This is a genomic window from Kribbella flavida DSM 17836, from assembly GCF_000024345.1.
Taxonomy (GTDB): domain Bacteria; phylum Actinomycetota; class Actinomycetes; order Propionibacteriales; family Kribbellaceae; genus Kribbella; species Kribbella flavida.
Genome location: NC_013729.1, coordinates 579,205 through 603,853, shown reverse-complemented (window position 1 = coordinate 603,853; position 24,649 = coordinate 579,205). Strand labels below are relative to the sequence as shown.

The 24,649-nt window shown below is 70.8% G+C and carries 22 protein-coding genes; 11 read left to right on the top strand and 11 right to left on the bottom strand.

Annotation, left to right across the window (positions count from 1 at the left end; translation table 11 throughout):
* Window positions 1-127: 127 nt before the first annotated feature.
* Together KFLA_RS02885 and KFLA_RS02880 are read left to right on the top strand one after the other, a co-directional pair.
* A complete protein-coding gene (locus KFLA_RS02885) occupies window positions 128-1,690 on the top strand; it encodes a GGDEF domain-containing protein (RefSeq protein WP_012918256.1) in 1,563 nt (520 codons plus the stop codon).
* 68 nt (window positions 1,691-1,758) lie between these two features.
* Window positions 1,759-3,327: a GGDEF domain-containing protein gene (locus KFLA_RS02880; RefSeq protein WP_012918255.1), complete on the top strand. Its 1,569-nt coding sequence runs from the start codon at window positions 1,759-1,761 to the stop codon at window positions 3,325-3,327.
* 15 nt (window positions 3,328-3,342) lie between these two features.
* On the opposite strand, the gene KFLA_RS02875 is transcribed toward KFLA_RS02880, so the two are convergent.
* Together KFLA_RS02875 and KFLA_RS02870 are read right to left on the bottom strand one after the other, a co-directional pair.
* Window positions 3,343-4,788, bottom strand: a complete 1,446-nt coding sequence (locus KFLA_RS02875; protein ID WP_012918254.1) for a DUF7059 domain-containing protein — start codon at window positions 4,786-4,788, stop codon at window positions 3,343-3,345.
* Window positions 4,789-4,910: 122 nt separating this feature from the next.
* Window positions 4,911-5,699, bottom strand: a complete 789-nt coding sequence (locus KFLA_RS02870) for a DUF2785 domain-containing protein (RefSeq protein WP_012918253.1) — start codon at window positions 5,697-5,699, stop codon at window positions 4,911-4,913.
* A 249-nt stretch (window positions 5,700-5,948) separates the two neighbouring features.
* Here KFLA_RS02870 and KFLA_RS35270 point away from each other — a divergent pair, with 249 nt between their 5' ends.
* On the top strand, window positions 5,949-6,866 hold the full coding sequence (locus KFLA_RS35270) for a hypothetical protein (protein WP_012918252.1): 918 nt from the start codon (window positions 5,949-5,951) through the stop codon (window positions 6,864-6,866).
* A gap of 125 nt (window positions 6,867-6,991) precedes the next feature.
* On the opposite strand, the gene KFLA_RS02860 is transcribed toward KFLA_RS35270, so the two are convergent.
* From KFLA_RS02860 to KFLA_RS02845, 4 genes are all read right to left on the bottom strand, one after another.
* Window positions 6,992-7,744: an ABC transporter permease gene (locus KFLA_RS02860; protein WP_012918251.1), complete on the bottom strand. Its 753-nt coding sequence runs from the start codon at window positions 7,742-7,744 to the stop codon at window positions 6,992-6,994.
* A 2-nt stretch (window positions 7,745-7,746) separates the two neighbouring features.
* Entirely contained in the window at window positions 7,747-8,727 is a 981-nt protein-coding gene (locus tag KFLA_RS02855; RefSeq protein WP_012918250.1) for an ABC transporter ATP-binding protein, read from the bottom strand.
* A 375-nt stretch (window positions 8,728-9,102) separates the two neighbouring features.
* The gene (locus tag KFLA_RS02850) at window positions 9,103-11,409 is read right to left on the bottom strand and encodes a sodium-translocating pyrophosphatase (RefSeq protein WP_012918249.1); all 2,307 of its coding nucleotides are present in this window, start codon (window positions 11,407-11,409) and stop codon (window positions 9,103-9,105) included.
* A 213-nt stretch (window positions 11,410-11,622) separates the two neighbouring features.
* A complete protein-coding gene (locus tag KFLA_RS02845; protein WP_272941284.1) occupies window positions 11,623-11,964 on the bottom strand; it encodes an STAS domain-containing protein in 342 nt (113 codons plus the stop codon).
* Window positions 11,965-12,167: 203 nt separating this feature from the next.
* On the opposite strand from KFLA_RS02845, the gene KFLA_RS02840 reads away from it, so the two are divergent.
* The 8 genes from KFLA_RS02840 to KFLA_RS02805 all read left to right on the top strand — a co-directional run bounded on the left by KFLA_RS02840 (window position 12,168) and on the right by KFLA_RS02805 (window position 22,024).
* Window positions 12,168-14,477, top strand: a complete 2,310-nt coding sequence (locus KFLA_RS02840) for a DEAD/DEAH box helicase (protein WP_041289114.1) — start codon at window positions 12,168-12,170, stop codon at window positions 14,475-14,477.
* Window positions 14,478-14,516: 39 nt separating this feature from the next.
* Entirely contained in the window at window positions 14,517-14,987 is a 471-nt protein-coding gene (locus KFLA_RS02835) for a hypothetical protein (RefSeq protein ID WP_012918246.1), read from the top strand.
* Between the two features lie 641 nt (window positions 14,988-15,628).
* On the top strand, window positions 15,629-17,056 hold the full coding sequence (locus KFLA_RS02830) for an extracellular solute-binding protein (RefSeq protein ID WP_012918244.1): 1,428 nt from the start codon (window positions 15,629-15,631) through the stop codon (window positions 17,054-17,056).
* 20 nt (window positions 17,057-17,076) lie between these two features.
* The gene (locus tag KFLA_RS02825; protein WP_012918243.1) at window positions 17,077-17,979 is read left to right on the top strand and encodes a carbohydrate ABC transporter permease; all 903 of its coding nucleotides are present in this window, start codon (window positions 17,077-17,079) and stop codon (window positions 17,977-17,979) included.
* Window positions 17,976-18,797, top strand: coding sequence for a carbohydrate ABC transporter permease (locus tag KFLA_RS02820; protein ID WP_012918242.1), 822 nt, complete (start codon window positions 17,976-17,978; stop codon window positions 18,795-18,797). Before KFLA_RS02825 ends, KFLA_RS02820 begins: the two co-directional genes overlap by 4 nt.
* Window positions 18,797-19,903 carry an ABC transporter ATP-binding protein gene (locus KFLA_RS02815; RefSeq protein ID WP_012918241.1) on the top strand — a complete coding sequence of 369 codons (1,107 nt, stop codon included), beginning with the start codon at window positions 18,797-18,799 and terminating at the stop codon, window positions 19,901-19,903. The genes KFLA_RS02820 and KFLA_RS02815 overlap by 1 nt, the downstream gene beginning before the upstream one ends.
* Window positions 19,903-21,156, top strand: a complete 1,254-nt coding sequence (locus KFLA_RS02810; RefSeq protein WP_012918240.1) for a CehA/McbA family metallohydrolase — start codon at window positions 19,903-19,905, stop codon at window positions 21,154-21,156. Before KFLA_RS02815 ends, KFLA_RS02810 begins: the two co-directional genes overlap by 1 nt.
* A gap of 247 nt (window positions 21,157-21,403) precedes the next feature.
* Window positions 21,404-22,024 (top strand): response regulator transcription factor, encoded by a 621-nt coding sequence (locus tag KFLA_RS02805; RefSeq protein ID WP_012918239.1) that lies wholly within the window; start codon window positions 21,404-21,406, stop codon window positions 22,022-22,024.
* A 154-nt stretch (window positions 22,025-22,178) separates the two neighbouring features.
* Here the strand turns inward: KFLA_RS02805 and KFLA_RS02800 are convergent, their stop codons facing one another.
* The 5 genes from KFLA_RS02800 to KFLA_RS02780 form a co-directional block, all read right to left on the bottom strand.
* On the bottom strand, window positions 22,179-22,664 hold the full coding sequence (locus KFLA_RS02800; RefSeq protein ID WP_237706700.1) for a hypothetical protein: 486 nt from the start codon (window positions 22,662-22,664) through the stop codon (window positions 22,179-22,181).
* Window positions 22,665-22,699: 35 nt separating this feature from the next.
* Complete coding sequence (locus tag KFLA_RS02795) at window positions 22,700-23,062, bottom strand: Rv3654c family TadE-like protein (protein WP_012918237.1); 363 nt, start codon at window positions 23,060-23,062, stop codon at window positions 22,700-22,702.
* Window positions 23,059-23,442: a TadE family type IV pilus minor pilin gene (locus KFLA_RS02790; protein WP_012918236.1), complete on the bottom strand. Its 384-nt coding sequence runs from the start codon at window positions 23,440-23,442 to the stop codon at window positions 23,059-23,061. Before KFLA_RS02790 ends, KFLA_RS02795 begins: the two co-directional genes overlap by 4 nt.
* Before the next feature lie 77 nt (window positions 23,443-23,519).
* Entirely contained in the window at window positions 23,520-23,777 is a 258-nt protein-coding gene (locus KFLA_RS02785) for a DUF4244 domain-containing protein (protein ID WP_012918235.1), read from the bottom strand.
* 125 nt (window positions 23,778-23,902) lie between these two features.
* Complete coding sequence (locus KFLA_RS02780) at window positions 23,903-24,454, bottom strand: type II secretion system F family protein (protein ID WP_237706699.1); 552 nt, start codon at window positions 24,452-24,454, stop codon at window positions 23,903-23,905.
* Between the last annotated feature and the right edge of the window lie 195 nt (window positions 24,455-24,649).

Sequence of the window (24,649 nt, the reverse complement as noted above, 5' to 3'; positions counted from 1 at the left end):
CGGTCCGGACCGGTCCTCGGCACGTCGGCGACAGGGATTTCCGTCACCTCGTGACAGCGGGGGGTCGCGCGGCCACAATGGGCGGTCCGGCCCGATCCGCGGGCCGGAACAGACCAGGAGCTTCGCGATGGGGATGGACGGGGGTCCGCTGACGGCACGGATCGCCGCGGCGATGACGCTGGCGCAGTCCGGCGGCCACGCCCTCGCGGCCGCCGAGATCGAGGCGGTCCGCGCCGAGCTCGGTCCGGAGCCCAGCTACGCCCTGGCCGCCGCGGAGTACGTGCGCGGCGTCACCGCCCACCACGCCAGCGACGCCGACGAGGCGCTCGCCGCGGTGGACGACTGCCTGCGAGTGGCCCGGGCGATCGACGAGCCCGGCTGGGAGGCGAACGCGCTGCCGATCCGGATCATCAACCTGGCCCGCAGCGACCGGGGCGGTGACACCGTCGCCGACCTGGTCGCGGCCGAGACCGCGCTCAGCCGCACCACGGATCCCGGCCTGACCGCGTGGGCGCACACCGGCCTCGGCTACGCGTACGACGTGCTCCGGCTGTACGAGCTCTGCATCCCGCACTACGAGGTGGCGGCGCAGTCCGACGTCGATGTGTTCGAGCTGGCCGAGTCGTCGGCGATCGACCGGCTGAACCTCGCCGAGACCTACCTGCGCTGGAGTCACGAGCTCGAGCGGCTCGGCGATCCGGCGTACCAGCAGGAGATCCGTGAGCGGCTCGCCTCCGCGGCGTACTGGGCCCGTGAGGCCGAGCGGGTGGTCGTGGCCGAGGACGAGACGCAGGAGTACTGGCGGCTGAGTGCCCGGCTGTGGCTGGCCGCGGCGACGACCAGCCAGGACCCGGCGGCGGCCGTGGTGGAGCTGACCGAGTGCCGGGACCAGATCTGCAAGCTGGGCGAGACCGAGCGGCTGGCGATCGCCGGCGCCTACCTGGCAAGGGCTTTCGCGGCCTCCGGCGATCTCGAGCAGGCCCGCGCTGCGGCTGAGCGAGCCGCCGACGACCTGATCACGCTGGCCGACCCAGCCACCCACATGCTGGTGCTGCAGACCCGGTCCGAGCTGGCCGCGGACGCCGGTGAGCGGGGAGCCGTCGCCGGGTTGGTCTACGCCCGCTCGGTGGCGCGGAGCTGGTGGAACGAGCGCAGGCGCACGCTGAACGCCGTCCTGCACGCGCTGGACGTGCACGACCTGTCCGCCCGGCACGACGCCGAGTGGCACGCGGCCCGGCAGGACCCGCTGACCGGGATCGGCAACCGCCGCGCGCTGGACGAGCGGCTGACCGCCGCGCGCGACTCGCAGCGCGCGGTCACCCTGCTCGCGATCGACGTGGACGACCTGAAGACGGTGAACGACAGCTTCGGGCACGCCTGCGGCGACGAATTGCTGCAGGTTGTTGCAAACCTGCTGGTAGAACAGGCCCGGGCGACCGACGCCGTGGTTCGATCGGGGGGCGACGAGTTCTTCGTCGTTCTGGACCAGCCGGACGCGAAGGGCGGTTACCAGCTCGCCGAGCGGGTCCGGGCGGCGGTGGCCGGGATCGCGGCCGGGACGGCGAAGCCCTGGCTGGCCGGGCTCGGACTGAGCATCGGGTACGCGGCGACTGCCGAAGGGGTACCGGTGGACCAGTTGGTGCCACTGGCGGACCGCCGGCTGTACGAGGACAAACGACGCACTCGCTGACCGTGGCGACGGGGAGGCCGGGGAGGGCCGACGGGGCGTCCGGGCGGGGAGAGGACTAGGGAGATGCGGTGCGGCAGACGTCGGGGGTGACGGAACGGATCGCGGCCGCGATGACACGCGCCCAGTCGGGCGGACCGGCTGAGGCGATGCTCGACATCCGCCGGCTGCTGGCCGAGCTGGGCCCGGAGCCGACTCCGGAGCGCGCCGCGGCCGAGTACGTGCGCGCCGTCGCGGCCCACCACGGCACCGACGCGGACGAGGCGCTGGACGCCGTCGACGGCTGCATCCGGGTCGCCCGCGCCATCGACGAGCCGGGCTGGGAGGCGAACGCGCTGGCGCTGCGCATCGTCACCCTGATCCGGACCGGTGAGGGCGGCGACTCGGTCACCGACCTGGTCGCGGCCGAGAACGCACTGTCGCGGACGCGGGACCCGGGCCTGGCCAGCTGGGCCCACACCGGGCTGGGCTACGCCTACGACCTGCTCCGGCTGTTCGAGCTGTGCATCCCGCACTTCGAGCAGGCCGCCGCGACCGACACCGATCCGCTCGGACTGCCCGAGTCGCCGGCGATCAACCGGCTCAACCTGGCCGAGTCCAACCTGCGCTGGGCGCACGAGATGGAGCGGCTCGGCGACCCGTCGTACGACGAGCAGACCCGGCACCGGCGGTCGGAGGCACGGCGGTGGGCGGCCGAGGCGATCGAGGTGATCGTGCGGGCCGACCTGATCGGGTACTGGCCGATGGCCGGCCGGATGTGGCTGGCGGCGAGCAACTGGGACGACGACCCGGCCGAGGCCGCGGTGGTACTGAAGGACTGCCGCGACCAGCTGGCCAAGCTGGGCGACCTCGAGCTGGCCGCGATCGCCGGAGCCTACCTGGCCAAGACCTACGCCGCGCTCGGCCGGCTGGAGGAGGCGGTCGAGGCGGCCGAGCGGTCCGGCACCGACCTGCCGCTCACGTCCGACCCGCCCGTGGAGGCGCTGGTCCGGCACACCGCCGTCCAGATCGTCGCGGACTCCGGTGACGCCGGCGCGGCCGCCGGACTGCAGTACGCCCGCGCGATCACCCGCGGCTGGTGGGCCGAGCGGCTCCGCGGCCTGTACGCCGTCCGCAGCGCGCTGGCGACCCACGAGCTGTCGATCCGGCACGACGCGGAGTGGCGTGCGGCCCGCGAGGATCCGCTGACCGGGGTCGCCAACCGCCGGGCGCTGGACGAGCGGATGACCGCGGCGCTCGACTCCGGCCGGTCCGTCGCCGTCATCGCGATCGACGTGGACAACCTCAAGATCGTCAACGACTCCCACGGCCACGCGTGCGGTGACGAGGTGCTGCGCCGGGTCGCGCAGGTGCTCACCGAGCAGTCCCGTGCCGAGGATCTGGTCGTCCGGGCCGGTGGGGACGAGTTCGTGGTGGTGCTGGACAACCCGGACGACCGGGGCGCGCGGGAGCTGGTCGAGCGGATCAAGACCGCCGCCGACCGGGTCGCGGCGAGTGCCGACGAGCCCTGGTATGCGATGCTCCGGCTGAGCATCGGCTACGCCTCCAGCACCGACGGCGTCCCCGTCACCGAGCTCCTGGACCTCGCCGACGCCCGCATGTACGCCGAGAAGCGCGACCGCCGGGCCGGCAAGCGCTGACTCGGGGGACTCGCCCTAAACCTCCAGGAAGCCTTCGACGAGCAGCCGGCGGATCTCGGGCAGGTAGTCGGCGTGCAGGTCGTCGCGGTCGAGCAGGGTGGCCAGTGCGTCGAGGATCTGGCCGACGCGGAGGTCGCCGTCGCAGGCACCGACGAACCCGGCGAGCACGGTGTCGACCTGCTCCGCCCTGCGCATCCCCCGCTGCCGGCGGAGCACGATCGTCGCCGGGTCGTCGGCTCCGGGCGGTCCCGCGGTCTCCTGCACGACGTCATCGGCCAGCTTGAGGTAGAGACCGGTCAGGTCCTCCGGGAGCTCCTGCTGCCGCTGGAAGCGCTGCAGCACGTGCGGACCGATCGGCTGCTCGATCTCGTACGGCCATTCCTCGGCCAGCGTGCTGCCGGCGACGTTGCGCACGGTGATCCAGCCCATCCCGATGGCCTCGACCCGCTGCTGATCCAGCCAGACCAGCCACTCGTCGTACCGCCTGGTGTACTCCGGACGGCCGTGCAGGCCCGCGTCGCGGAGCCACAGCTCGACGTACTCCGCCGGGTCCAGCTGCTCGCGCTGCACGACCCAGCTCGACCGGTCGCCCGTCCAGCCGGCGATGCGCTCACGCCAGTCCTCGCCGCGGACACAGGTCCAGTTGGCCAGCAGCTGGCACCAGCCGCCTTCGGTCAGGTGCTGCGGAGCCTGGCGCACCAACTGCTCCACCACCGAGTCCCCGGCGAACCCGGTCTCGCGGTAGGTCAGCTTGCCGTCGCTCGGCGGCGCGATCACGTACGGCGGATTGCTGACGATCAGGTCGAACCGCTGCCCCGCCACTGGCTCGTAGAGGGACCCGTCCCGGACGTCCAGCTCGATCCGGTTCAGCGCGGCGGTCCAACGGGTCAGCTGGAGCGCCCGCGGGTTCACGTCGGTGGCGACCAGGTGGTTCGCCCGGTCGGCGAGGTGCAGTGCCTGGATGCCGCAGCCCGTGCCCAGGTCGAGCGCGCTCTCCACCTTCAGCGGCACGGTCAGCTTCACCAGACTGAGGCTGGCGGGTGCGATCCCGAGCACGTAGTCGGGCCGCATCGTCGCCCGCCGGCCGTCCAGACCAGGGGTCAGGTCCGCGATCACCCACCAGCTGCGGTCGTCCTCGGCGTACGGGCGGACGTCGAGTGCCGCCGACACCTCGGCGCCGTCGACCGAAAGGATGCCCAGAGCAACAAGGTCGGGCAGCAGGCCGCCGGTCGCCTTGTCCAGCAGGGATCTGAGCACCGGACGTTGCAGCAGGAACAGCCGGATCAGCGTGTCGAGGTCGCTCTCCTGGGCGGTCTGCCGGTACGCGAGCGTGGTCTCGTTGCGGGCGAGCGCGGCGTTCGCCCGCGCACCCAGCCGGGCCGCGACACCTTCGACGGTGTAGTCCGCGGCCTCGAACGCGTCCCGCAGCCGATCCACCAGACCACTCGTCAGCTCACTCATCGCCCCATCCTCGCAGGCGCCTGCCCGTCCGTCCGCGCCGCAGACCCTTGCCGCCCTGGATCAGGCCGCTCGGGCGGTGGTGTAGAGAACGGCGCCCGACTGTCCCGGCCCGGCGCCACGCCCTAGAGGAAGTGCGGCGTGGCCATGCGGAGGACTTCGGTCAGCTTCGCGCGGACCAGGTCGCGGTGCGGGACCTCGGCCACCTGGTCGCCGATCCGGACGCCCTGGTCGACCAGCACGTAGACGACCCGCAGAGTGCGCAGCGTGTTGCTGACCTCCGGCCGTGGACCGTCCGGCGGGTAGCCGACCAGCGCCCTCGCGGCGGGGTCGAGCCAGCCGGTCGCATCGGTCTCGGTGAGGTCCGCGCGGGTGAGCGTCACGGCCAGGGCGTAGCCGAGCCGGTCGTCCTCCAGGTCGCGCCACACGTACTCCGTCGGTGTCAGCAGACGCCCGATGCCCAGCCGGAGCATCTCCACCGGCTCCACCGCCGGGAACTGGCCGAGCGCGCCGAGCAGGTCGGCCCCGTGCGCGACGGCGTGCAACCAGCCGAGCTTCGGGTCGTGGCCGCGCAGGTCCTCCTCGGCGACGTACCAGCGCTCGAACGGCGGCACCCAGCTCGGCTCGAACACGCCGGCGGACACGATCGCGTCGAGGATCAACGGCGCGAACGTCCGGGCCTGGGTCTCCGGATCGCCGAACCGCTCGACCATCTCGTCGCCGAGCGCGTGCAGCAGCTCCGGACCGAGCGCCCCGGCGCCGATCCAGGTGGCCAGGATCGAGTACGCCTGGCTGTCGCGCTGCACCGGATCCGGCGACCGCAGCATCGCGGACAGCTCGGCGACCAGCTCGGGCAGCGGACGATCGGTCGGGACGGCGAAGCCCTCGGCGCGCACCCGCGCCCAATCGGTCATGCGCGGAGGCTAACCGGTTAGCCCCTTGCCCCGCCAGACCCCTGCCGGCCCTCTGCCCGGCCCGGCCCTCGCGCCCGCACCCTTCGGCCGCTCCGGATGCCCTCGGTCGCAAGGGCCGCCGGCTTGCGGTTGCGTCCCGGTCTGATCCCGTCGATTGCAGAACCTGCAGGTAGCTGCATCACCTCTTGCCGGTCCCGCGGCGGCCGCGCCTACCGTCCGAAGTGTCCTCTTCCGACCGAAGGAGCACCGATGCGCAGCATCTTCAGAAGCACGGTCGTCGCCGTTCTGGCGGCCGCCGTGAGCCTCGCGGCCACCCAGGCCTCGGCCGTCACCCCGGCCACCCCTGCGACCGCCCCATCAACCGGCACATCAACCGGCACAGCAACCGACACGGCAACCGACACGGCAACCGACACGGCGACGGTGGTCGAGCGGGCCTTGGCCGCCCGCGGCGCCGACCGGCTCGGTCCGGAACGGCCGGCGGTCGCGGTCCGGCACGACGCGAAGAGCGTCACAGTCGCCACCGACGGCATCAGCCACAGTGTCACCGCGGTCGACCGGCGTAACTCGGAGGTACGCCGGCTGCCCGACGGTGGACAGGTCCTCTCCGTGCTCCGCAGCGGCAGCAGCACGCGGTTCGGCCTCACCCTGCATCCTGGCTGGCGGCTCCAGCCGGCCGCTGGTGGTTACCTGATCACCCGGCCCGGCAGCGACCTGGTCGGCGTGATCGAGGCGCCGTGGGCGATCGACGCCGACGGCAGGTCACTGCCGACCTGGTACCAGACCGACGGCAGCCAACTGGTCCAGCACGTCGACCCGGCGGGCGCGCGGTACCCGCTGACGCTGGACCCGAAGCTCACCTACGGCCGCGGCATCTACTTGAACCTGTGGGGGTACGAGGCGCAGGCCGCCGTCAGCGCGCTGATCGCGATCGGCGGCGGCGCGGCGTACATCACCTGCCAGGGACTGTCCCGGCTGCCGAGCGGCATCAAGAAGGTGCTCGACGTGGTCTGCAAGGTCTCCGGCGCCGCCGCGGCGGTGACGATCCGGAACATCCTGGAGACCCTGAAGGGCATCACCGGCATCCGGGCCTACGACTGCTACCAGAAGCGGATCGTGCCGAACCAGGGTGGCTGGCGCACCGTGAAGGCCAAGAACTGCGCCTGACGACGAACCGGCCCGTGGCGTATCCGGTTTCCCGGATACTCCACGGGCCGTAGCGGCCAGGACCCCTCAGCCTGACCGGGCCGTCACCACCGGGTCTCTGCACCACCCGGTGGACACTGTGTCGGTCAGGCGTCGCGCTTCTGCGTGACCAGCAGACCGATGACGAGCAGACCGAACGACCAGGCAGCGAAGACGAGCAGCGAGACCCAGGGGCCGTGGCCGACGTCGTACGTGCCGCTGCCGGCCAGTCCGGCGGCGTTGAACCAGTCGCCGTTGCTCAGCGGCAGCCAGTTCTTGATGTCGTCGCCCACCCGCGGGATGACCGTGATCAGGATCCGCTCGACCAGCAGCGCCCAGATCAGCACGATCGCGATCGCGCCGGCGCTCTGCCGGATCAGGATGCCGACCGCCAGGGCGAAGACCGCGGTCAGGGCTGCGTTCAGCCCGACCCCGACCACCGCGCGCAGGTCGGCGCCGGAGTTCAGCGCGAGGTCGGCGTCCGAGGCCAGCAGCAGGCTGATGCCCCAGGAGCCGAACGCCAGCAGCAGCCCAACCAGCGCACCCGCGACGGCCACGATCGCCGTCTTGGCGAGCAGGGCGGTCACCCGGTTCGGCGCGGCCAGGAAGGTGGTCTTGATGGTGTTGAACCGGTACTCCGTGGTCGCTGCGAGCGCCGCCATCACCATGATGATCATCTGGCCCCACAGGTACCCGGCCTGGGTGGTGGCGGTGTCGATCGGGGCGCCGAGCTCCTCGGCCGGAACCAGGCCGACCACCAGGGCGGTGAACCCGATGCTCAGCACGGCGGCCAGCGCCATGCACCACCAGGGCGACCGGGTGGACAGGAACTTGATCCGTTCCATTGCCAGTAGCGACATGCTCACTTCTCCTGTTCGGCAGCGACGACGGCCTCGGCCGGCGCGACCGGCGGCGCCTGCTCGGTCCCGTGCGCGTGGTACTGGACCGAGTCTCCGGTCATCTGCATGAACGCCTGCTCCAGCGAGCCGCGCTGCAGGCTGAGCTCATGCAGCACGATGCCCTGCGCGGCGGCGGTCTCGCCGATCTGGTCGGTGGTGACCTTGCCGTCGACGAACAGCACCTTGCCCTCGTCCTCGACGTCCTCGACCCGGGTCTCCAGACCGGTCTGCTGCAGCGCGCTCTGCAGCTCGCCGAGCTGCGGGCTGCGGACCTTGATGCTGTTGCCGCTGGCCTGCTCCACGAACTCCTTGGTGCTGGACTGCGAAATCAGCCGGCCACGGCCGATGACCAGCAGCTCCTCGGCCGTCAGCGCCATCTCCGACAGCAGGTGACTGGAGACGAAGACCGTCCGGCCCTCGTCGGCCAGCCGGTGCATGAACTGGCGGATCCAGACGATGCCCTCGGGGTCGAGGCCGTTGACCGGCTCGTCGAACAGCAGGATCTCCGGATCGCCCAGCAGGGCGCCGGCGATGCCGAGCCGCTGGGACATGCCGAGCGAGTAGGCGCCGGCCCGCTTGCCGGCCACCTCGGTCAGGCCGACGATGTCGAGCACCTGCTCGACCCGCTGCCGGGGCAGCTTGTTCGAGGCGGCCATCCAGTTCAGGTGGGCGCGGGCCGAGCGGTTCGGGTGCACCCACTTGGCGTCCAGCAGCGCGCCGACCTTGCGCAGCGGCTGCTTGAGGTCGCTGTAGTGCTGCCCGTCGATCCGGACGTCGCCGGCGGTCGGGGTGTCGAGGCCGAGGATCATCCGCATGGTGGTGGACTTTCCGGCCCCGTTCGGGCCGAGGAAGCCGGTCACCTTGCCGGGTTTCACCTCGAAGGACAGGTTGTCAACGGCAACGGTTGCGCCGTATCGCTTGGTGAGGCCTTGTGCCTCGATCATCGCCGTACTCCTCGTTCGGTAGCGCGCCGGATGTCAGGGGGCGGGCAGTCCACCTCAGTATCGAGGCCGGGCGGGCCGGAAGTCATCGAACCCAGGGCGGATCCGGTGTGTCCACCTGGGGATGGAGTCTTCCGTGCCCAGCCCGCGACCGCCATCGGGTTAGTCCCTGACCGTGCCCCTGAGCATCCCGCACCACGGGGGTCGTTCGCATCCGACCAAAGTCGACGGTTGAGCGTCGAAAGGCCGGAAGTCACTGCCAGTTGGCGGTTGCTCCGAAACTTCGAGCGAGCTTGCGGGTCGGTGGCCACCGGGTGGCGAGCAGGCGAACGGCCCGCCGGCAGACGCCGGCGGGCCGTTCGCGGAACTGCCGCTGGATCAGGCGGCGACGTTCGCCTCCGCCGGAGTGTCGGAGATGACCGACTCCCGGCGCTTCGACACGATGACGGCCACCGCGATGATGGCCACCGCCGCGCCCGCGATGATCAGCCGCAGCGCGGTGTTGGTGTCCTCGCCGATGCTGGACATCCCGACCACGGCCGGGGCGATCAGCACCGCGACCAGGTTCATCACCTTGATCAGCGGGTTGATGGCCGGACCGGCGGTGTCCTTGAACGGGTCGCCCACGGTGTCACCGATGATGGTGGCCTCGTGCGCCGGCGAGCCCTTGCCGCCGTGGTTGCCGTCCTCGACCAGCTTCTTCGCGTTGTCCCAGGCGCCACCGGAGTTGGCCAGGAACACCGCCATCAGCGTGCCGCTGGCGATCGCACCGGCCAGGTAGCCGGCCAGCGCCGAGGCGCCGAGGCCGAAGCCGACGGCGATCGGGGCCGCGATCGCGAGCAGACCCGGCGTGGCCAGCTCCCGCAGCGAGTCGCGGGTGCAGATGTCGACGACCTTGCCGTACTCCGGCTTGCCGGTGCCGTCCATGATCCCGGGGATGTCGCGGAACTGGCGACGGACCTCGTAGACCACCGCGCCGGCCGCCCGGCCGACGGCGTTGATCGCCAGGCCGGAGAACATGAACACGACCGCGGCACCGATGATCAGGCCGACCAGGGTGGACGGGTCGAACACCAGCGCGTCGGAGTTGAACGCGGCGTCGCCGGCGTCGTTCAGCACCGAGTAGATCGAGTCGGTGTAGGAGCCGAACAGCGCGGTCGCCGCGAGCACCGCGGTGGCGATCGCGATGCCCTTGGTGATCGCCTTGGTGGTGTTGCCGACCGCGTCCAGCTCGGTGAGGATCTGGGCCGCCTCGCCGTCCACGTCGCCGGACATCTCGGCGATGCCCTGCGCGTTGTCGGAGACCGGGCCGAAGGTGTCCATCGCGACGATGACGCCGACGGTGGTGAGCAGACCGCAGCCGGCCAGCGCGATCGCGAACAGCGCGACCACGCCGCCGCCACCCACCAGGAAGGCGCCGTACACGGCAGCGGCGATCACCAGCGCGGTGTAGACGGCCGACTCGAAGCCGACCGAGATGCCGGACAGGATGACCGTGGCGGCACCGGTCAGCGACGTCTTGCCGACGTCCTTGACCGGCTTGTCCTCGGTGCCGGTGTAGTACCCGGTCAGCGCCAGGATGACCGCGGCCAGCACGATGCCGATCAGCACCGAGACGGTCGCGATGACCCGCGGGTCGCCGTCGTTGGCGGCGATCGCCTCGGTCGCGCCGGTGAGGTCGGCGAACGTGCCCGGCAGGTACGCGAACGCGGCGATCGTGCAGAGCACCGCCGAGATCAGCGCCGAGATGTAGAAGGCGCGGTTGATCGTGCGCAGGCCGTTCTCGCCGGCCCGCGGACGGGTCAGGTAGACACCGATGATCGCGGTGAGGGCACCGATGGCCGGCACGATCAGCGGGAACACCAGGCCCTGCTCGCCGAACGCGGCCTTGCCCAGGATCAGCGAGGCGACCAGCATCACGGCGTAGGACTCGAACAGGTCCGCGGCCATACCGGCGCAGTCACCGACGTTGTCGCCCACGTTGTCGGCGATGGTCGCCGCGTTGCGGGGGTCGTCCTCGGGGATGTTCTGCTCGACCTTGCCGACCAGGTCCGCGCCGACGTCGGCGGCCTTGGTGAAGATACCGCCGCCGACCCGCATGAACATGGCCAGCATGGCGGCACCGAAACCGAAGCCCTCGAGCACGGTCGGGGCGTCACCCTTGAAGAACAGCACGACGGCCGCGGCGCCGAGCAGGCCGAGGCCCACGGTCGCCATCCCGACGGTGCCACCGGTGCGGAACGCGACCCGCATGGCCGGCTCGCGGCCCTCGGTGCGGGCGGCCGCGGCGACCCGCACGTTGGCGCGCGTCGCGAGCCACATGCCGAGGTAGCCGATGAAGGCGGAGAAGCCGGCACCGATCAGGAAGAAGATCGATCGCCAGATCTTCAGCACGGTGTCGTTGTCACCGTCGCTGTGCGCCGGCAGCAGGAACAGCAGCAGAAATGCGACCACGGCGAAGACCGACAGCGTCTTGAACTGTCGGGACAGATAGGCTGAAGCGCCTTCCTGGACCGCCAGTGCGATCGTCTTCATGTTCTCGGTGCCATCGTTCGCGGCAAGCACCTGGCTGCGGAAAACCATCGCGATGAGGACCGCGAGAATCGCGATCACTCCGACGACGACCACCAACATGGTGTTGCTCGACGAAAGATCCACCGCTTGTGCAGCAAGCAGCGTGCCCATCCGTCCTCCTTGTAGGCAACCCTCAGGACTTGACGGCCCCCGTCCTGCCGCAACCGGAGGGTTGGGAAATACGACACAGCGCCAGGGCCTGGCGCGGTGGGTCACTCTAACGGGTTGACGACCAGACCTGACGACAGGGTGGTCTACGTCTGTCCCGGAGTTCCGGTGGCGTCGTCACCGACAGTAGCGACGACGGCACCGGACCGGGCCGGATCAGAGCGCCGAGGCGACGTCCGGGTGGATCTCGAAAACCTTGGTCAGGCCGGTGATCCGGAAGATCTTCAGCAGCCGCTCCTGGGTGCAGACCAAGGACAGCGACCCGTCGTGGGTGCGGACCCGTTTCAGACCTCCGACCAGCACCCCGAGCCCGGTGGAGTCCAGGAACTCCACTCTTTCCAGGTCGACGACGAGGTCGTAGTGCCCCGCGTCCACCAGCGAGACGATCGTCTCGCGCAGCTTCGGTGCGGTGTAGACGTCGATCTCCCCACCCACCTCGACGACGGTGCGCCCGCCTTCCGGACGTGTCGTCAGCGACAGATCCACTTCGGCCTCCATCCCGTGAACCGTTGCATTCAACCATGTACGGACCGTGAGTACGGCCGCGGGCAAAACTCTTTCATCCCGGCGCGTGCCGCGTCGACCTACCTGGACCAAAAGCCGCGTGCATCTGCGTTTGCACCGGCTCGTGCACGGCCCGCCGGTCTGGACCGGTTCACGCTCCGGCGCCCTTGTCGTTGCTGTCTACTAGGGTCGTTGCCATGAGCGGTGAGGCGGCGACGGTGCTGAAACGGCTCGCCGCCGGTCCCGGCCGGGCCGAGCGGCTCACCCACGTCGAGTCCGTGCCCGCCCGCGCCGGCCGGACCGGCGAGTGGCCGCGCTGGGTTCCGCCGGAGGTGCTGACCCAGCTGGCCGACGCCGGGGTCGTTGCCCCCTGGACCCACCAGGTCGCCACCGCCGAAGCGGCGTACGGGGGGCGGCACGTCGTCGTCGCGACCGGTACGGCGTCCGGCAAGTCCCTCGGCTACCTGCTGCCCGCCTTCGCCACGTTGAGCATCGCGCACGCCGCCTCCCCGCACCGGCGCGCGGCCTCCGTGCTGTACCTGTCGCCGACGAAGGCGCTGGCGCACGACCAGCTGCGCGCGGTCTCGCAGTTCAAGGTGGAGGGGCTGCGGGCAACGACGCTCGACGGCGACTCGGAGCGGACGGAGCGCGACTGGGCCCGCGACCACGCGACGTACGTGCTGAGCAATCCGGACATGCTGCACCGGTCGTTGCTGCCCAACCACCAGCGCTGGGCGCGCTTCCTCGGCTGCCTGCAGTACGTGGTGGTGGATGAGTGCCACCACTATCGCGGCGTGTTCGGCGCGCACGTCGCCGGCGTCCTGCGGCGGCTGCGGCGGGTCTGCGCGCAGTACGGCGCCCATCCTGTTTTCGTCTGCGCCTCCGCGACCGTGGCCGAGCCCGCGGTGTCCGGTGAGCGGCTGACCGGGGTGCCGATGGTCGAGGTGGTGGACGACGGCTCACCGCGCGGCGGCATCTCCTTCGGCCTCTGGGAGCCCCCGCTGACCTCGCTGAAGGGCGAGAACGGCGCCCCCGTGCGCCGGTCCGCGACGGCCGAGGTCGCGGACCTGCTCACCGACCTGGTGGTCTCGGGCGTGCGAACCGTCGCCTTCGTCCGGTCCCGGCGCGGAGCCGAGACCGTCGCGATGACCGCCCGGGACAACCTGGCCGAGGTCGACCCGGCGCTGGCGGACCAGGTTTCGGCGTACCGGGCGGGCTATCTGCCGGAGGAGCGGCGCCGGCTGGAGAGCATGCTGCAGAGCGGCGAGCTCACGGGCGTGGCCGCAACCAACGCGCTGGAGCTGGGCATCGACATCGCCGGGCTGGATGCCGTGCTGCTGTCGGGCTGGCCGGGGACCCGGGCCTCGCTCTGGCAGCAAGCAGGTCGGGCCGGCCGCTCGGGTGGCGACGCACTGGCACTGCTGGTGGCCCGCGACGATCCGCTGGACACCTATCTGGTGCGCCATCCGCAGGCGATCTTCGGCCGACCTGTCGAGGCCACCGTGTTCAACCCGGAGAACCCGTACGTCCTCGGCCCGCAACTGTGCGCCGCCGCGCAGGAACTGCCGCTCACCGAGGCCGACTACGAGGTCTTCGGCAGTACGACGGAGTCGGTGATCGGCCAGCTCGTCCGGCAGAGGCTGCTGCGGCAGCGGCCGCACGGCTGGTTCTGGACCCGGCGGGACCGCGCGGTGGACGCGATCGACATCCGTTCGGCCGGCGGGAAGACCGTGCAGATCGTCGAGGACCGGACCGGGCGGCTGCTCGGCACGGTCGACGGCGGCTCGGCGCACGCCTCCGTGCACGCCGGAGCCGTCTACGTGCACGCCGGCGAGTCGTACCTGGTGCGCAGCCTGGACCTGGACGAGCACGCGGCCGTCGTGGAGCCCGCGTCGCCCGACTACACGACCTTCGCCCGCGACGTGACCGAGATCGGCATCCTGGCCACCGAGGCGACCAGCGCGTGGGGTTCGGCCGAGCTGTCCCGCGGCTGGGTCCAGGTGACGAACCAGGTGGTGTCGTTCCAGCGCAAGCAGGTGGCCACCGGCGACGTGCTGGACGAGCAGCCGCTCGACCTGCCCGAGCGGACGCTGCGGACCAAGGCGGTCTGGTGGACCGTGCCGGACGACGTCGTCGCCGGGCTCGGGCTGGACGACGTACCGGGAGCGGCGCACGCGGCCGAGCACGCGTCGATCGGGCTGCTGCCGCTGTTCGCGACCTGCGACCGCTGGGACATCGGCGGGGTCTCCACCGCCCGGCACGCCGACACCGGCCGGCTGACCGTCTTCGTGTACGACGGGCATCCCGGTGGCGCGGGCTTCGCGGAGCACGGGTACGCGGCGGCGCGCGAGTGGTTGACCGCGACCCGGGAGGCGATCGCACACTGTGAGTGCACGGACGGTTGCCCGTCCTGCGTACAGTCGCCCAAATGTGGGAACCAGAACAACCCACTCGACAAGGGCGGCGCCGTGGCGCTGCTCACCGCACTACTCAGCAGTGAGGCCTGAACGCTCCAGCACCTGCTGCTGGAAGAGAGGCAGCAAACGATGGCCGTTCTCGGAATCGTCCTGATCGTGATCGCCGTGCTCTTCGGACTCGGCGTCGCGGTCAGCTCCAGCGACTCGACCACCCTCGAGGTCTTCGGGGTCAACTTCGGTGTGATCGTGCCGACCGTGTTCTTCCTCGGCGCGGTCGCCGGCGCCCTGCTCCTGCTCGGTCTGTGGCTGATGAAGAAGGGGCTCGGCCGCGGGTACCGCCGGCACAAGGAGGTGCGCGAGCTCCGCCAGAAGGTCGCCACCACTCCGGACACCGGCACCGACCCGGCCACCGGCACCGGCACGCACGGCGACCGGTCGCCGGTCACCGACGAGCCGGTCGACGCCGACGGGCAGCCGGTCGGCCGGCACGCCGCCGATGTCCCGCCGGACGTGGCACCGGTCGCGGACCGGCCGGACCGCGACCGGCTCGCCGACGATCGGCATACTGTTGCCGATGGCACCGAAACCCGGCCGCGCTGACCGCGCGGCGACGGCGCTGAGCGCCGGCCGGACCTGCACCACGAGAGCGGGCGGCCCCGACGAGGTCGGGGCCGCCCGTTTCCTTTCGGAGCTCGTGGTCGGTCATCGGCTCTGGCAAGTAGGACCGGTGATCCGGACGGCATCCGCTGCTTGCGCGTCAGCGGAGACTCCGGTCACCGACGCGACGTCACCACCAGCAGTTCCAGTAGTGGTGCCAGTGATGCCAGTGGTGGCCGCCGCCACCGTTGCCACCACCGAGGATGTCGTCCAGCAGGTCGCCGATCATGTCCGTCACCTCCATTCCAGTGAGTCCGATCGGCACTGACGCTAACCCGAGACCTCACGATCTGTATCTACCCAGCTACTCTTTGGAACGGAATCGGGAGTGAGCTTTAACTGATCCGCAATGCGCTCCGGCGGTTCCGGATTTGACACCTGCCGGCTGCTCGGACTACGGCGATCCGGTGGCCGCGGGCAACAACTCGCACGAAGCGCAGCCGGACGGCGACGCGGCGTACCGGGATCATGTTGGAAGTTGACAACGTTTTCAGGCAGGCCGGGTAAAAGTCTTCACAAAAGTCCCCGCCGAGTGCCAAGGTGATCCGGCAGTTGCCCCCGTTCGCCGCAAGGAGTCTGTTTCGATGCGACCCATCTCGCGTGTCCTCCCGCCGGCCGCCCTGGGCGCGGCCGCTCTGGTGCTGCTGACCGGCTGTCTGGGGTCGTCGGACTCCGGCGGCGGTGACCAGGACGCCAACCGCAACGCCGACGCCAAGCAGGTCGAGCTGGTGATCGGCGCCAACGCGGTCAAGGGCGGCAAGAACAGCGCCGGTGCCACGTTCACCCAGGACGTGCTGATCCCGAAGTTCGTCGAGGCGCAGAAGGCCAAGGGCGTCGACGTCACGGTCCGGTTCGAGGGTGACGGGTCCGACGACGAGGTCTACAAGCAGAAGCTCGCGCTCAGCCTGTCGAACAAGGCCGGCCCCGACCTGATGAACCTCGACGGCATCTGGGTCGGCGAGTTCGCCCAGGCCGGTTACGTCAAGCCGCTCACCGACACCGTCGGCGACGCCGCCAAGGTGGACGGCTGGGACGGCTGGGCGCAGATCCCCGAATCGGTCCAGCAGCTCGGCAGCTTCGAGGGCAAGCGGTACGGCGTACCGGCCGGCACCGACGGCCGGGTGCTCTACTTCAACAAGAAGCTGTTCGCCCAGGCCGGGCTGCCGGCCGACTGGCAGCCGAAGTCGTGGGACGACATCCTCGCCGCCGGCCAGAAGCTCAAGCAGCTGCCCGGGGTGACGCCGATCCAGATCAACGGCGGTACCGCGATGGGCGAGGCCACCACGATGCAGGGCGTGCTGCCGCTGCTGGTGGGCACCGGCGCGACCATCCACACCGACGGCAAGTGGCTCGGCGACACCGTCAAGGTCCGCCAGGTGCTGGACTTCTACGCCAAGGTGTACGGCGGCGGCCTGGGCGACCCGGTGCTGCAGCGCGAGGCCAAGGGCCGGGACAAGTCGTTCGCCGAGTTCGCCGCGCACAAGATCGGCATCCTGGCCGAGGGCGACTACTTCTGGCGCAGCGTGGTGGAGCCCAAGGAGGGCGTGGCCAAGATGGCCGACCGCGACACCACCGTCGGCTACGCGCTGATCCCGGCGGCCAGGCCGGGCGCCGGCGTCAAGGGTCAGGACTTCGTCTCGATGTCCGGCGGCGGCGTGGTCGCCGTCAACCCGAACACCAAGTACCCGCAGCAGGCCTGGGAACTGCTGCAGTTCATGAACTCCGCCGAGATGGTCGAGGCGGCGCTGGACGGCGCGGCGAAGATCACCCAGCGCACCGACGTCAACGCCAAGGTGCTGGCCAACGACCCGATGCTGAACTTCGTCGCCACCAAGGTGCTGCCGATCACGCAGTACCGGCCGGGGCTGGCGGAGTACCCGAAGATCTCGGCGGCGCTGCAGCAGGCGACCGCGGACGTGATCGGTGGCAAGTCGACCGACGCCGCCGCCAGGGCCTACCAGACCGCCGTCGCGGCCGCCGCGGGCGGCAAGGACAAGGTCGCCGGCAACTGATGGCGGCCAGGAGTGAACCCGTGCCGGGTCGCCCGGCACGGGTCCGCGGGCCGGCCCAGGACGTCGCGGGGCTCGGTGTCGGCCGGGCCCTCGGCTTCGTCGCGCCGGCGCTGCTGCTGATCGGCGCGTTCCTGGTCTTTCCCGCGGTCTGGACGATCTACATCGGCATCACCAACTATCGGCTCACCGGGGTCGAGGCGGTGTCGCCGTCGATCGTCGGCCTGGCGAACTACACCAAGGCGCTGAACGACGCGCTGTTCCACAACGCGCTGTGGCTGACCTGCCTGTTCGTGCTCGGCTCGGCGATCGTCGGCCAGAACATTCTCGGGTTCGCGCTGGCCTGGACGATGCGCCGCGCCCGGCCCGCGGTCCGGCGTACGGTCGAAGGGCTGGTGCTGCTGGCCTGGATCCTGCCGTCGACGGTGGTCGCCTACCTGTGGATCGCGTTCTTCGACCGCGACACCGGCACGCTGAACAGCATTCTCGGCCAGCAGGGCACCGCCTGGCTGATCGAGTACCCGATGGTCTGCCTGATCCTGTTCAACACCTGGCGGGGTACGGCGTTCTCGATGATGCTCTACTCGTCGGCGCTGCAGGCGGTGCCGCCGTCGCAGCTGGAGTCCGCCCGGATGGTCGGTGCGTCGGGCTGGCAGACGCTGCGCGACGTGGTGTTCCCGCACATCCGCGGCCACGTGCTGACCAACACGCTGCTGATCTCGCTGTGGACCGCGAACGACTTCTCGCCGTTCCTGCTCACCAAGGGCGGGCCGAACCACGAGTCCGAGACGGTGCCGGTCTACATCTACAACGTCGCGCTGCAGGGCGGTGAGCTCGGCTACTCGTCGGCGATCTCGTTCCTGCTGCTGCTCGCGAACCTGCTGGTCGCGCTGCTGTACCTGCGGCTGCTGAGGAGGCGCTCGTGACCCCCGCGTACGTCGTACGGCGGATCGGCTTCTACGTGCTGATCTGCGCGATCACGCTGTTCTTCGCGGTCCCGATGCTGTGGATCGCGTCGGCACCCTTCGACGCCTCCCCCGGGCTCGGCGTGCAGTGGCCGGACTGGACGCTGGACAACGTCCGCAAGACGTTCGACCACCCGTACGCGCTGCACTCGATGGTCAACTCGCTGCTGATCTGCGTGACCACCGCGGTGGCCGTGACGGCGTTCGCCGCGCTGGCCAGCTACGCGTTGTCGCGGGTCCGCATCCCCGGCCGGGACGCGCTGCTGTACGGGTTGCTGCTGCTGTCCTCGGTGGTCACCGGCACGGCCGCGATGGTGCCGATCTTCGTGATGATGTTCCAGCTCGGGCTGATCGACTCGCGGTTCGGCGTCGCGCTGGTGATGACCGGCGGACTGTTGCCGGCGGCCATCTTCATCCTGAAGGACTTCGTCGACGCGGTGCCCAAGTCGTACGAGGAGTCGGCCCGGGTGTTCGGCGCCTCGACCGGGCAGATCCTGCGCGACGTGGTGCTGCCGGTCGCCCGGCCCGGCCTGGCCACCATCCTGGTCTGGGCGTTCGTGAACTCCTGGGGCAACTTCCTGGTGCCCTTCCTGCTGATCCGGTCGATCGACAAGCAGCCCGGTGCGGTGTTGCTGCAGACCTTCACCGACGAGGGCGGCAGCGCCAACCTCTCGGTGATCCCGGTCTTCTCGCTGCTGTTCTCGATCCCGGTGGTCGTGCTGTATCTGCTGGTGAACTCGCGCTACGGGTTCCGTTTCCACGGAGGGATCAAGAGCTGATGGCTGGCATCGACATCGAGGGTCTGGCGACGGTCTACCCCAACGGCGTCCGCGCCGTCGACGGCCTGGACCTGACCGTCGCCGACGGCGAGTTCTTCGCCCTGCTCGGTCCGTCCGGGTGCGGCAAGACGACGCTGCTGCGGACCATCGCCGGCCTGGAGAACGCCAGCGAAGGCTCGGTCCGGATCGACGGCGCCGACGTCACCCGGCTGGAGCCGGGCAAGCGCGGCGTCGCGATGGTCTTCCAGGACTACGCGCTGTTCCCGCACATGAGCGTGTCCGAGAACATCACCTACCCCCTCAAGGTCCGCCGGGTCGCGGCGGCGACCCGGTCCTCGGTCGCCGAGCGGACCGCCGGCGAGCTGTCGCTGCAGGGCCTGCTCGAACGCCGGCCGGGTCAGCTCTCCGGCGGCCAGCAGCAACGGGTCGCGCTGGCCCGGGCGATTGCGTCCGAAGGCAAGGTGCTGCTGCTCGACGAGCCGTTGTCCAACCTGGACGCGCGGCTGCGGCTGGAGGCACGGACGTTCCTGAAGAAGCTGCAGCGGGACCTGGGCATCACCACGGTCTTCGTCACCCACGACCAGGCCGAGGCGCTCGCCCTGGCGGACCGGATCGCGGTCATGCAGTCGGGCCAGCTGCGCCAGCTCGGCAGCCCGCGCGAGGTGTTCGCCCGGCCGGTGAACACGTTCGTGGCGAACTTCATCGGCTCGACGCCGATGAACCTGCTGGACGGGGCGGTCGTCGCGTCCGACTCCGGCGCGGTATCGGTGGCGGGCGGGTCGTTGCCCGCGTCGACCGGGTCGGTGCCGACCGGGGCCGAGGTGACGGTCGGCGTACGGCCGGAGTACCTGACGCTGTCGGTTGCTTCAGCTGGTGACGTGGCCGGTCCGGCGATCCGGGGCGAGGTCGTGGTCGCGGAGAACCTCGGCACGTCGTCGCTGGTGTCGGTGGACTGCGCCGGCACGCTGATCGGCGTCACCGTCCCGGAGGAGGACGAGCCGGAGCCGGGCACGCCCGTCGTACTGACCGCGCCGGAGCAGCGGGTTTTGCTGTACGACAAGGAGTCCGGCGAACTGCTGGCGCGGCAAGCAGCTGCTGTCGCCTGATGGCGATCACCTCCTACCGGCAGCGCTGGACGCTCGACGACCGGGCGGAGTCGGTGTGGCACTCGCTGCCGGTCGACGTTCCGCCCGGGTGCCCGGGGCTGTCCGTCACGCTGACCGTGCCCGACGTGGACGGGGTGGTGATCGACCTCGGCTGCGAGGGTGCGGGCGGCTGGCGTGGCTGGTCCGGCGGCGCGCGACGGACCTTCGCGATCACGCCGGACGTGGCGACGCCGGGGTACCTGGCCGGAGAGCTCGAGCCGGGGACCTGGTGGGTCGTGCTCGGGCTGCACCGGCTCCCGGTGGAGGGCGCCGAGCTGATCGTCGAGGCGGTGACCGGACCGGTTGCCGTCGTCCCGGGGGTGACCGAGTACGCCGCGGCGGCCGCTGCCGTTGGCGTACCGGCTAGGCCGCCTCGGCGGGACCTGCCTGCCGTCGCCGGGTTGCGGTGGGTGGCCGGCGACTTCCACGCCCACTCGCTGCACTCCGACGGCTCGACACCCATCGCGAACCTCGCCGCTCTGGGACTTGCTGCCGGGCTCGACGTGCTCGCCTGCACCGACCACAACACCGAGGCGCACCACCGGGAGCTGCCGTCGGTAGGGCGGCGCTTCGGGATCGGACTGATCCCGGGGCAGGAGGTGACGACCGAGTCGGGGCACGCGAACGCCTTCGGCGCGATCGGTGCGATCGACTTCCGACGGCCCGCGGCGGAGTGGGAGCCGGAGGTGGCTCGTCGTGGTGGTCTGCTGTCGATCAACCACCCGCTCGGCGGCGACTGCTCATGGCGGCAACCGCTCGGGCTCTCGCATCCGCCGCTCGCCGAGATCTGGCACTCGACCTGGCTCGACCGCCGCTGGGGCGGACCCATCGCCTGGTGGGAGGCCTGGGGCCTGGACAGCACGACGCCGATCGGCGGCAGCGACTGGCACACCCCGGACTCGCTGACGTTGCCCGGGACGCCGACCACCTGGATCGCCGTCGACGCCTCCGCGTCCGGCCCTGACGAGCTCGTGGAGGCAGTGCTCGAGGGACTGGCCGCCGGGCGTACTGCGGTCTCGGCCGGGTACACCTCCCCGGTGCTGCTGCGGGTGGGCGACGAGTTCGTCGTACTGGATGCGCCGAACACGGTTCTCGTCGCGCCCGACGGCAGCCGCCGGGCGGTCCGCACCGAACGCGAGGTTCTCCCCGCCAGTCAGTCCGGTGGCCATGTGCTGATCACCCACACCGGCGAGTTCATGGCTCTGTGCTCCTGAGACCGTCCGTGCCTCGCCGCCGGTGACACCGATCGGTGCCTCGGGCAACGCGCTGGCAGCGGTCCGTCAGGCACCGGGGACAGCGCGGTGCCGGGGGTGGGTGGATCGCGATCCGGTCGCAATCTGGTAGAGATACCGCGTTGATCTGGACGGCATCCGCCCCACGCCCCATGATCTTCACCCGAAGTCCTGCTCATTCCTCCCGGACGCACTTCCCCGGCGCCCGGACGGACCCCCGGAGGCTCGCGTGCCCGACCGCATCCGGCTGTTGCTGGTCGATGACCAGATCCTCAGCCGTGGCGTTCTCAGAAGCGGTCTGGAACGCGAACGCGACCTGGAGATCGTCGCCGAGCTGAAACGCTCCGACGACGTGGTCGCGGCCGCGAAGCAGCATCGCGCGAACATCGCCCTGGTCGACGCCGCCGGCTCCGGCCGCGACAGCATCATCGTCACCACCGAGCTGCGCACCTCGATGCCCGAGTGCCGCGTCGTCATGCTCACCACCTACGGCCGCCCCGGCCAGCTGCGCCGCGGCCTGGAAGCCGGCGCCAAGGGCATCGCCCTCAAAGGCAGCCCGGCCCCACAGCTCGCCGACGCCGTCCGCCGCGTCCACCTCGGCCTGCGCGTCGTCGACGCCAACCTCGCCGCCGAGACCCTGCACTACACCGAAAGCCCCCTGAACGAAGGCGAAACCGAGACGCTGCGCGCCGCCCGCGACGGCGGCACCGTCGCCGCCATGGCCGAGAAGCTCGCCGTCTCCGAACGCGTCGTTCGTACCCGCCTCTGGTCCGCCATCGGCAAGACCGGCGCCCGCACCCGAGCCGACGCCATCACCATCGCCGAGCACAACGGCTGGCTCTACGACTGACCTCGCGCCGTCCCAGGTGCCGATGGACGTTCACGGGAGCAGCAGCAGCTTCCCCGTCGTGGCGGTGGACGTTCACGGAAGCAGCAAACGGCCTGCCGAGGCACTGAACCTCCACGGTCAGGTGTCGGCCCGGGGGACGCCTGCCCACCCACTTCTAGTCGAGCAGGGACCAGAGGTGGCTGGGGCCGGCGGTGGCGGCTCCCAGAGGTTCTACGCGGGAGCGAAGGCCTCGGTCGGCGGTGATGACGGTGGTGGGGCGGTCGGGGTGTTGCTGGAGGGCAGTGGTGACGACCTCGACGATGGTGTCGTCGCCGGAGCCTTTGGCCAGGACCACGTGAAGGGTCGAGGGCGTATCGGCGACGGGTTCGTCGGCGGCGGCTCGGGCGGCGCCTTCGAGGATCACGATGATGTCGGTGTGGATGCCGGGACCCGCCAGGCAGGCGGCGAGGCTGGTGAGGAGTCGGTGGGCGGCGCCGGCTCGGTCATGCCACCAGCCGTCGGGACGGGAGCCGATGACGTTGGCCGCGTCGACCACGAGCAGTGGACGGACGGCGCCGGTGGGCGCCGTGGAATCCGTGGAATCCGTGGGGGCCGTGGGGGCCAGGAACACTGGGCGCAGGTCCGGGTTGGGGTCTGTCACCAGATCAGTCTGCGGGGTTGGGGATGGCGGGGGCTTCATGGGTGGGGCCCGGCGTGGGCATAGGTGGTGATCGTCGGCGTGCCAAGGGCGCCCAGGCGCAGCGTGACGGAGGCGGCTACCGAAACTGCTTCGCCTTGCTGTGCGCAGCGGCTGATGGTGGCTTGCTGGGTGGCAGCAGCGCGAGTGGCCGCCGCGCAGGGGTTGGGGATGCCGGATTGGATGGCTTGCGCGGCGCTCAGGGCGGCCAGGTCTGCGGCGGCTGAGGCGCGGTGGTGAGCCAAAGAGATGGTCGACCAGACGGTGGCGAGTGCGCCGACGGCCAGGAGGAAGAGGGCGGTGAAGAGGACCAGGAGGGTGGCTCCGCCGCGCTCGTCGGTCGCGATGCTTCGTGGCTTCATGGTGGGGGTTGCTCTCCTGGTTCGGCTTGCAGGATGGCCTGGGCGTGCACGGAGATGGGAGGCAGCGCGGCGAAGAGGGGCCAGTCGAGGTGACGCTCGGCGGTGACGACGACCTGGACCTCGCCGTGCTCGGTGGTGGTGATGTCGATGGTGGCGTTCTCGGGGGCGGCACGGTGGCCGATGGTGGTGGCGGTCTCGGGAGACTCGCCGCGGGCGACGGCGCGCGCCACGTCGCGGGCGGCGTCGATGCAGCGGATGTTGGCGACGACCAGACCGGTGGCCCAGACACCGGCGACGATCGTTGCCAGCAGGACGGGGAACAGCAGGGCCAGCTCGGCCGTGACCGTGCCGTGCTCGGTCTTCTGACGGCGGGAAGCCATGAGGTGGGCTCCGTCGGACCGCCCGGACGGACCGGGCACCGGGCGTGGTGTGCCGGTCGCGGCCGGGCGGTACGACATCAGACCTGGACGCCCTCGACCCCGGCCGACTGCAGCGCCCAGTTGATGATTGCTTTGAGCACCGACATCATCGCGTCGGACTTCAGCAGCGTGATCAGGATGCCACCGAACCCGCAGGCGGCGACCATGCCGACGGCGTACTCGGCGGTGGTGGCGCCGCGCTCGGTGCGCCGGCGGACGATGCCGGCCTCGCGCTGGGCGACGTTGCGCACGATGCGCTGGGGGATGCGGTGGACGGGGACCAGCACCTTCGACATTTCGTAACCTCCCGGTCTGCCGCCCGGTCTCTCCGGAACGGCTTACTGACAAGGTGCCGCGGGTGATCCCCTTGCAGAGAAAGACTTTCGCGGCTGTGCACAACAGCGAGCTCGTGCGTTGAGCGTCAGGGCGACAGCTCGGTGAGGATGTCGGTGAAGGTCGCGGCAATGGTCGGGACGACACCCAGGAGAACGAAGGCCGGAAGGAAGCAGAGGCCCAGCGGAAGCACGGAGCGGGTTTCCACGGCACGGGTTTGCTGCTCGGCGGTCCAGCGGCGGGACTGGCGAAGGTCGGCGGACTGGGACTCGAGCGTCTTCGCCAACGGAGCTCCGGAGCGAAGAGCGCGTTGGGTGGCGCGGGCGAAGGTGGCGCAGGTGGGCTCGGCACGGAGCACGGACCAGGCGTCGATGGCATCGGCGCCCAGGTCCAGGCGGCGTTCGACTTCAGCCAGCAGGCCGGCAAGCGGTCCGTCCAGGGCGTGGCCGACGGTAGCGATGGCAGCTTGAGGTGGACGCCCGGCACGGAGGCAGGCCGCCAGCAGGTCGACGGCCAGTGGCAGGTCGGCAGAGATCCGGGCGTTGCGTTTGCGGACGGCGGCGGGCTCGAGGCGTCCGAGCACAGCGGGGATCGCGAGGTAGGCCAGGACGGTGGGGGCGATGTTCCACGGAAGTGGCAAGAGTAAGAGACAGGCCATGGCGGCGAGAGCCGCTGTGCCACGGTGCAGGCGGCGCGTGCGAGCCGGGACGGGATACGGCTTCCATCGCGAGCAGTGGCGTCGAAAGCTCGAGAACGGGTGAGTCCACGGGCCGGCGGGTGGCGTGTGGGACCTGGGCTTGCGCAGGCGCCGAGGTCCAGGGCGGCCCGGAGTCAG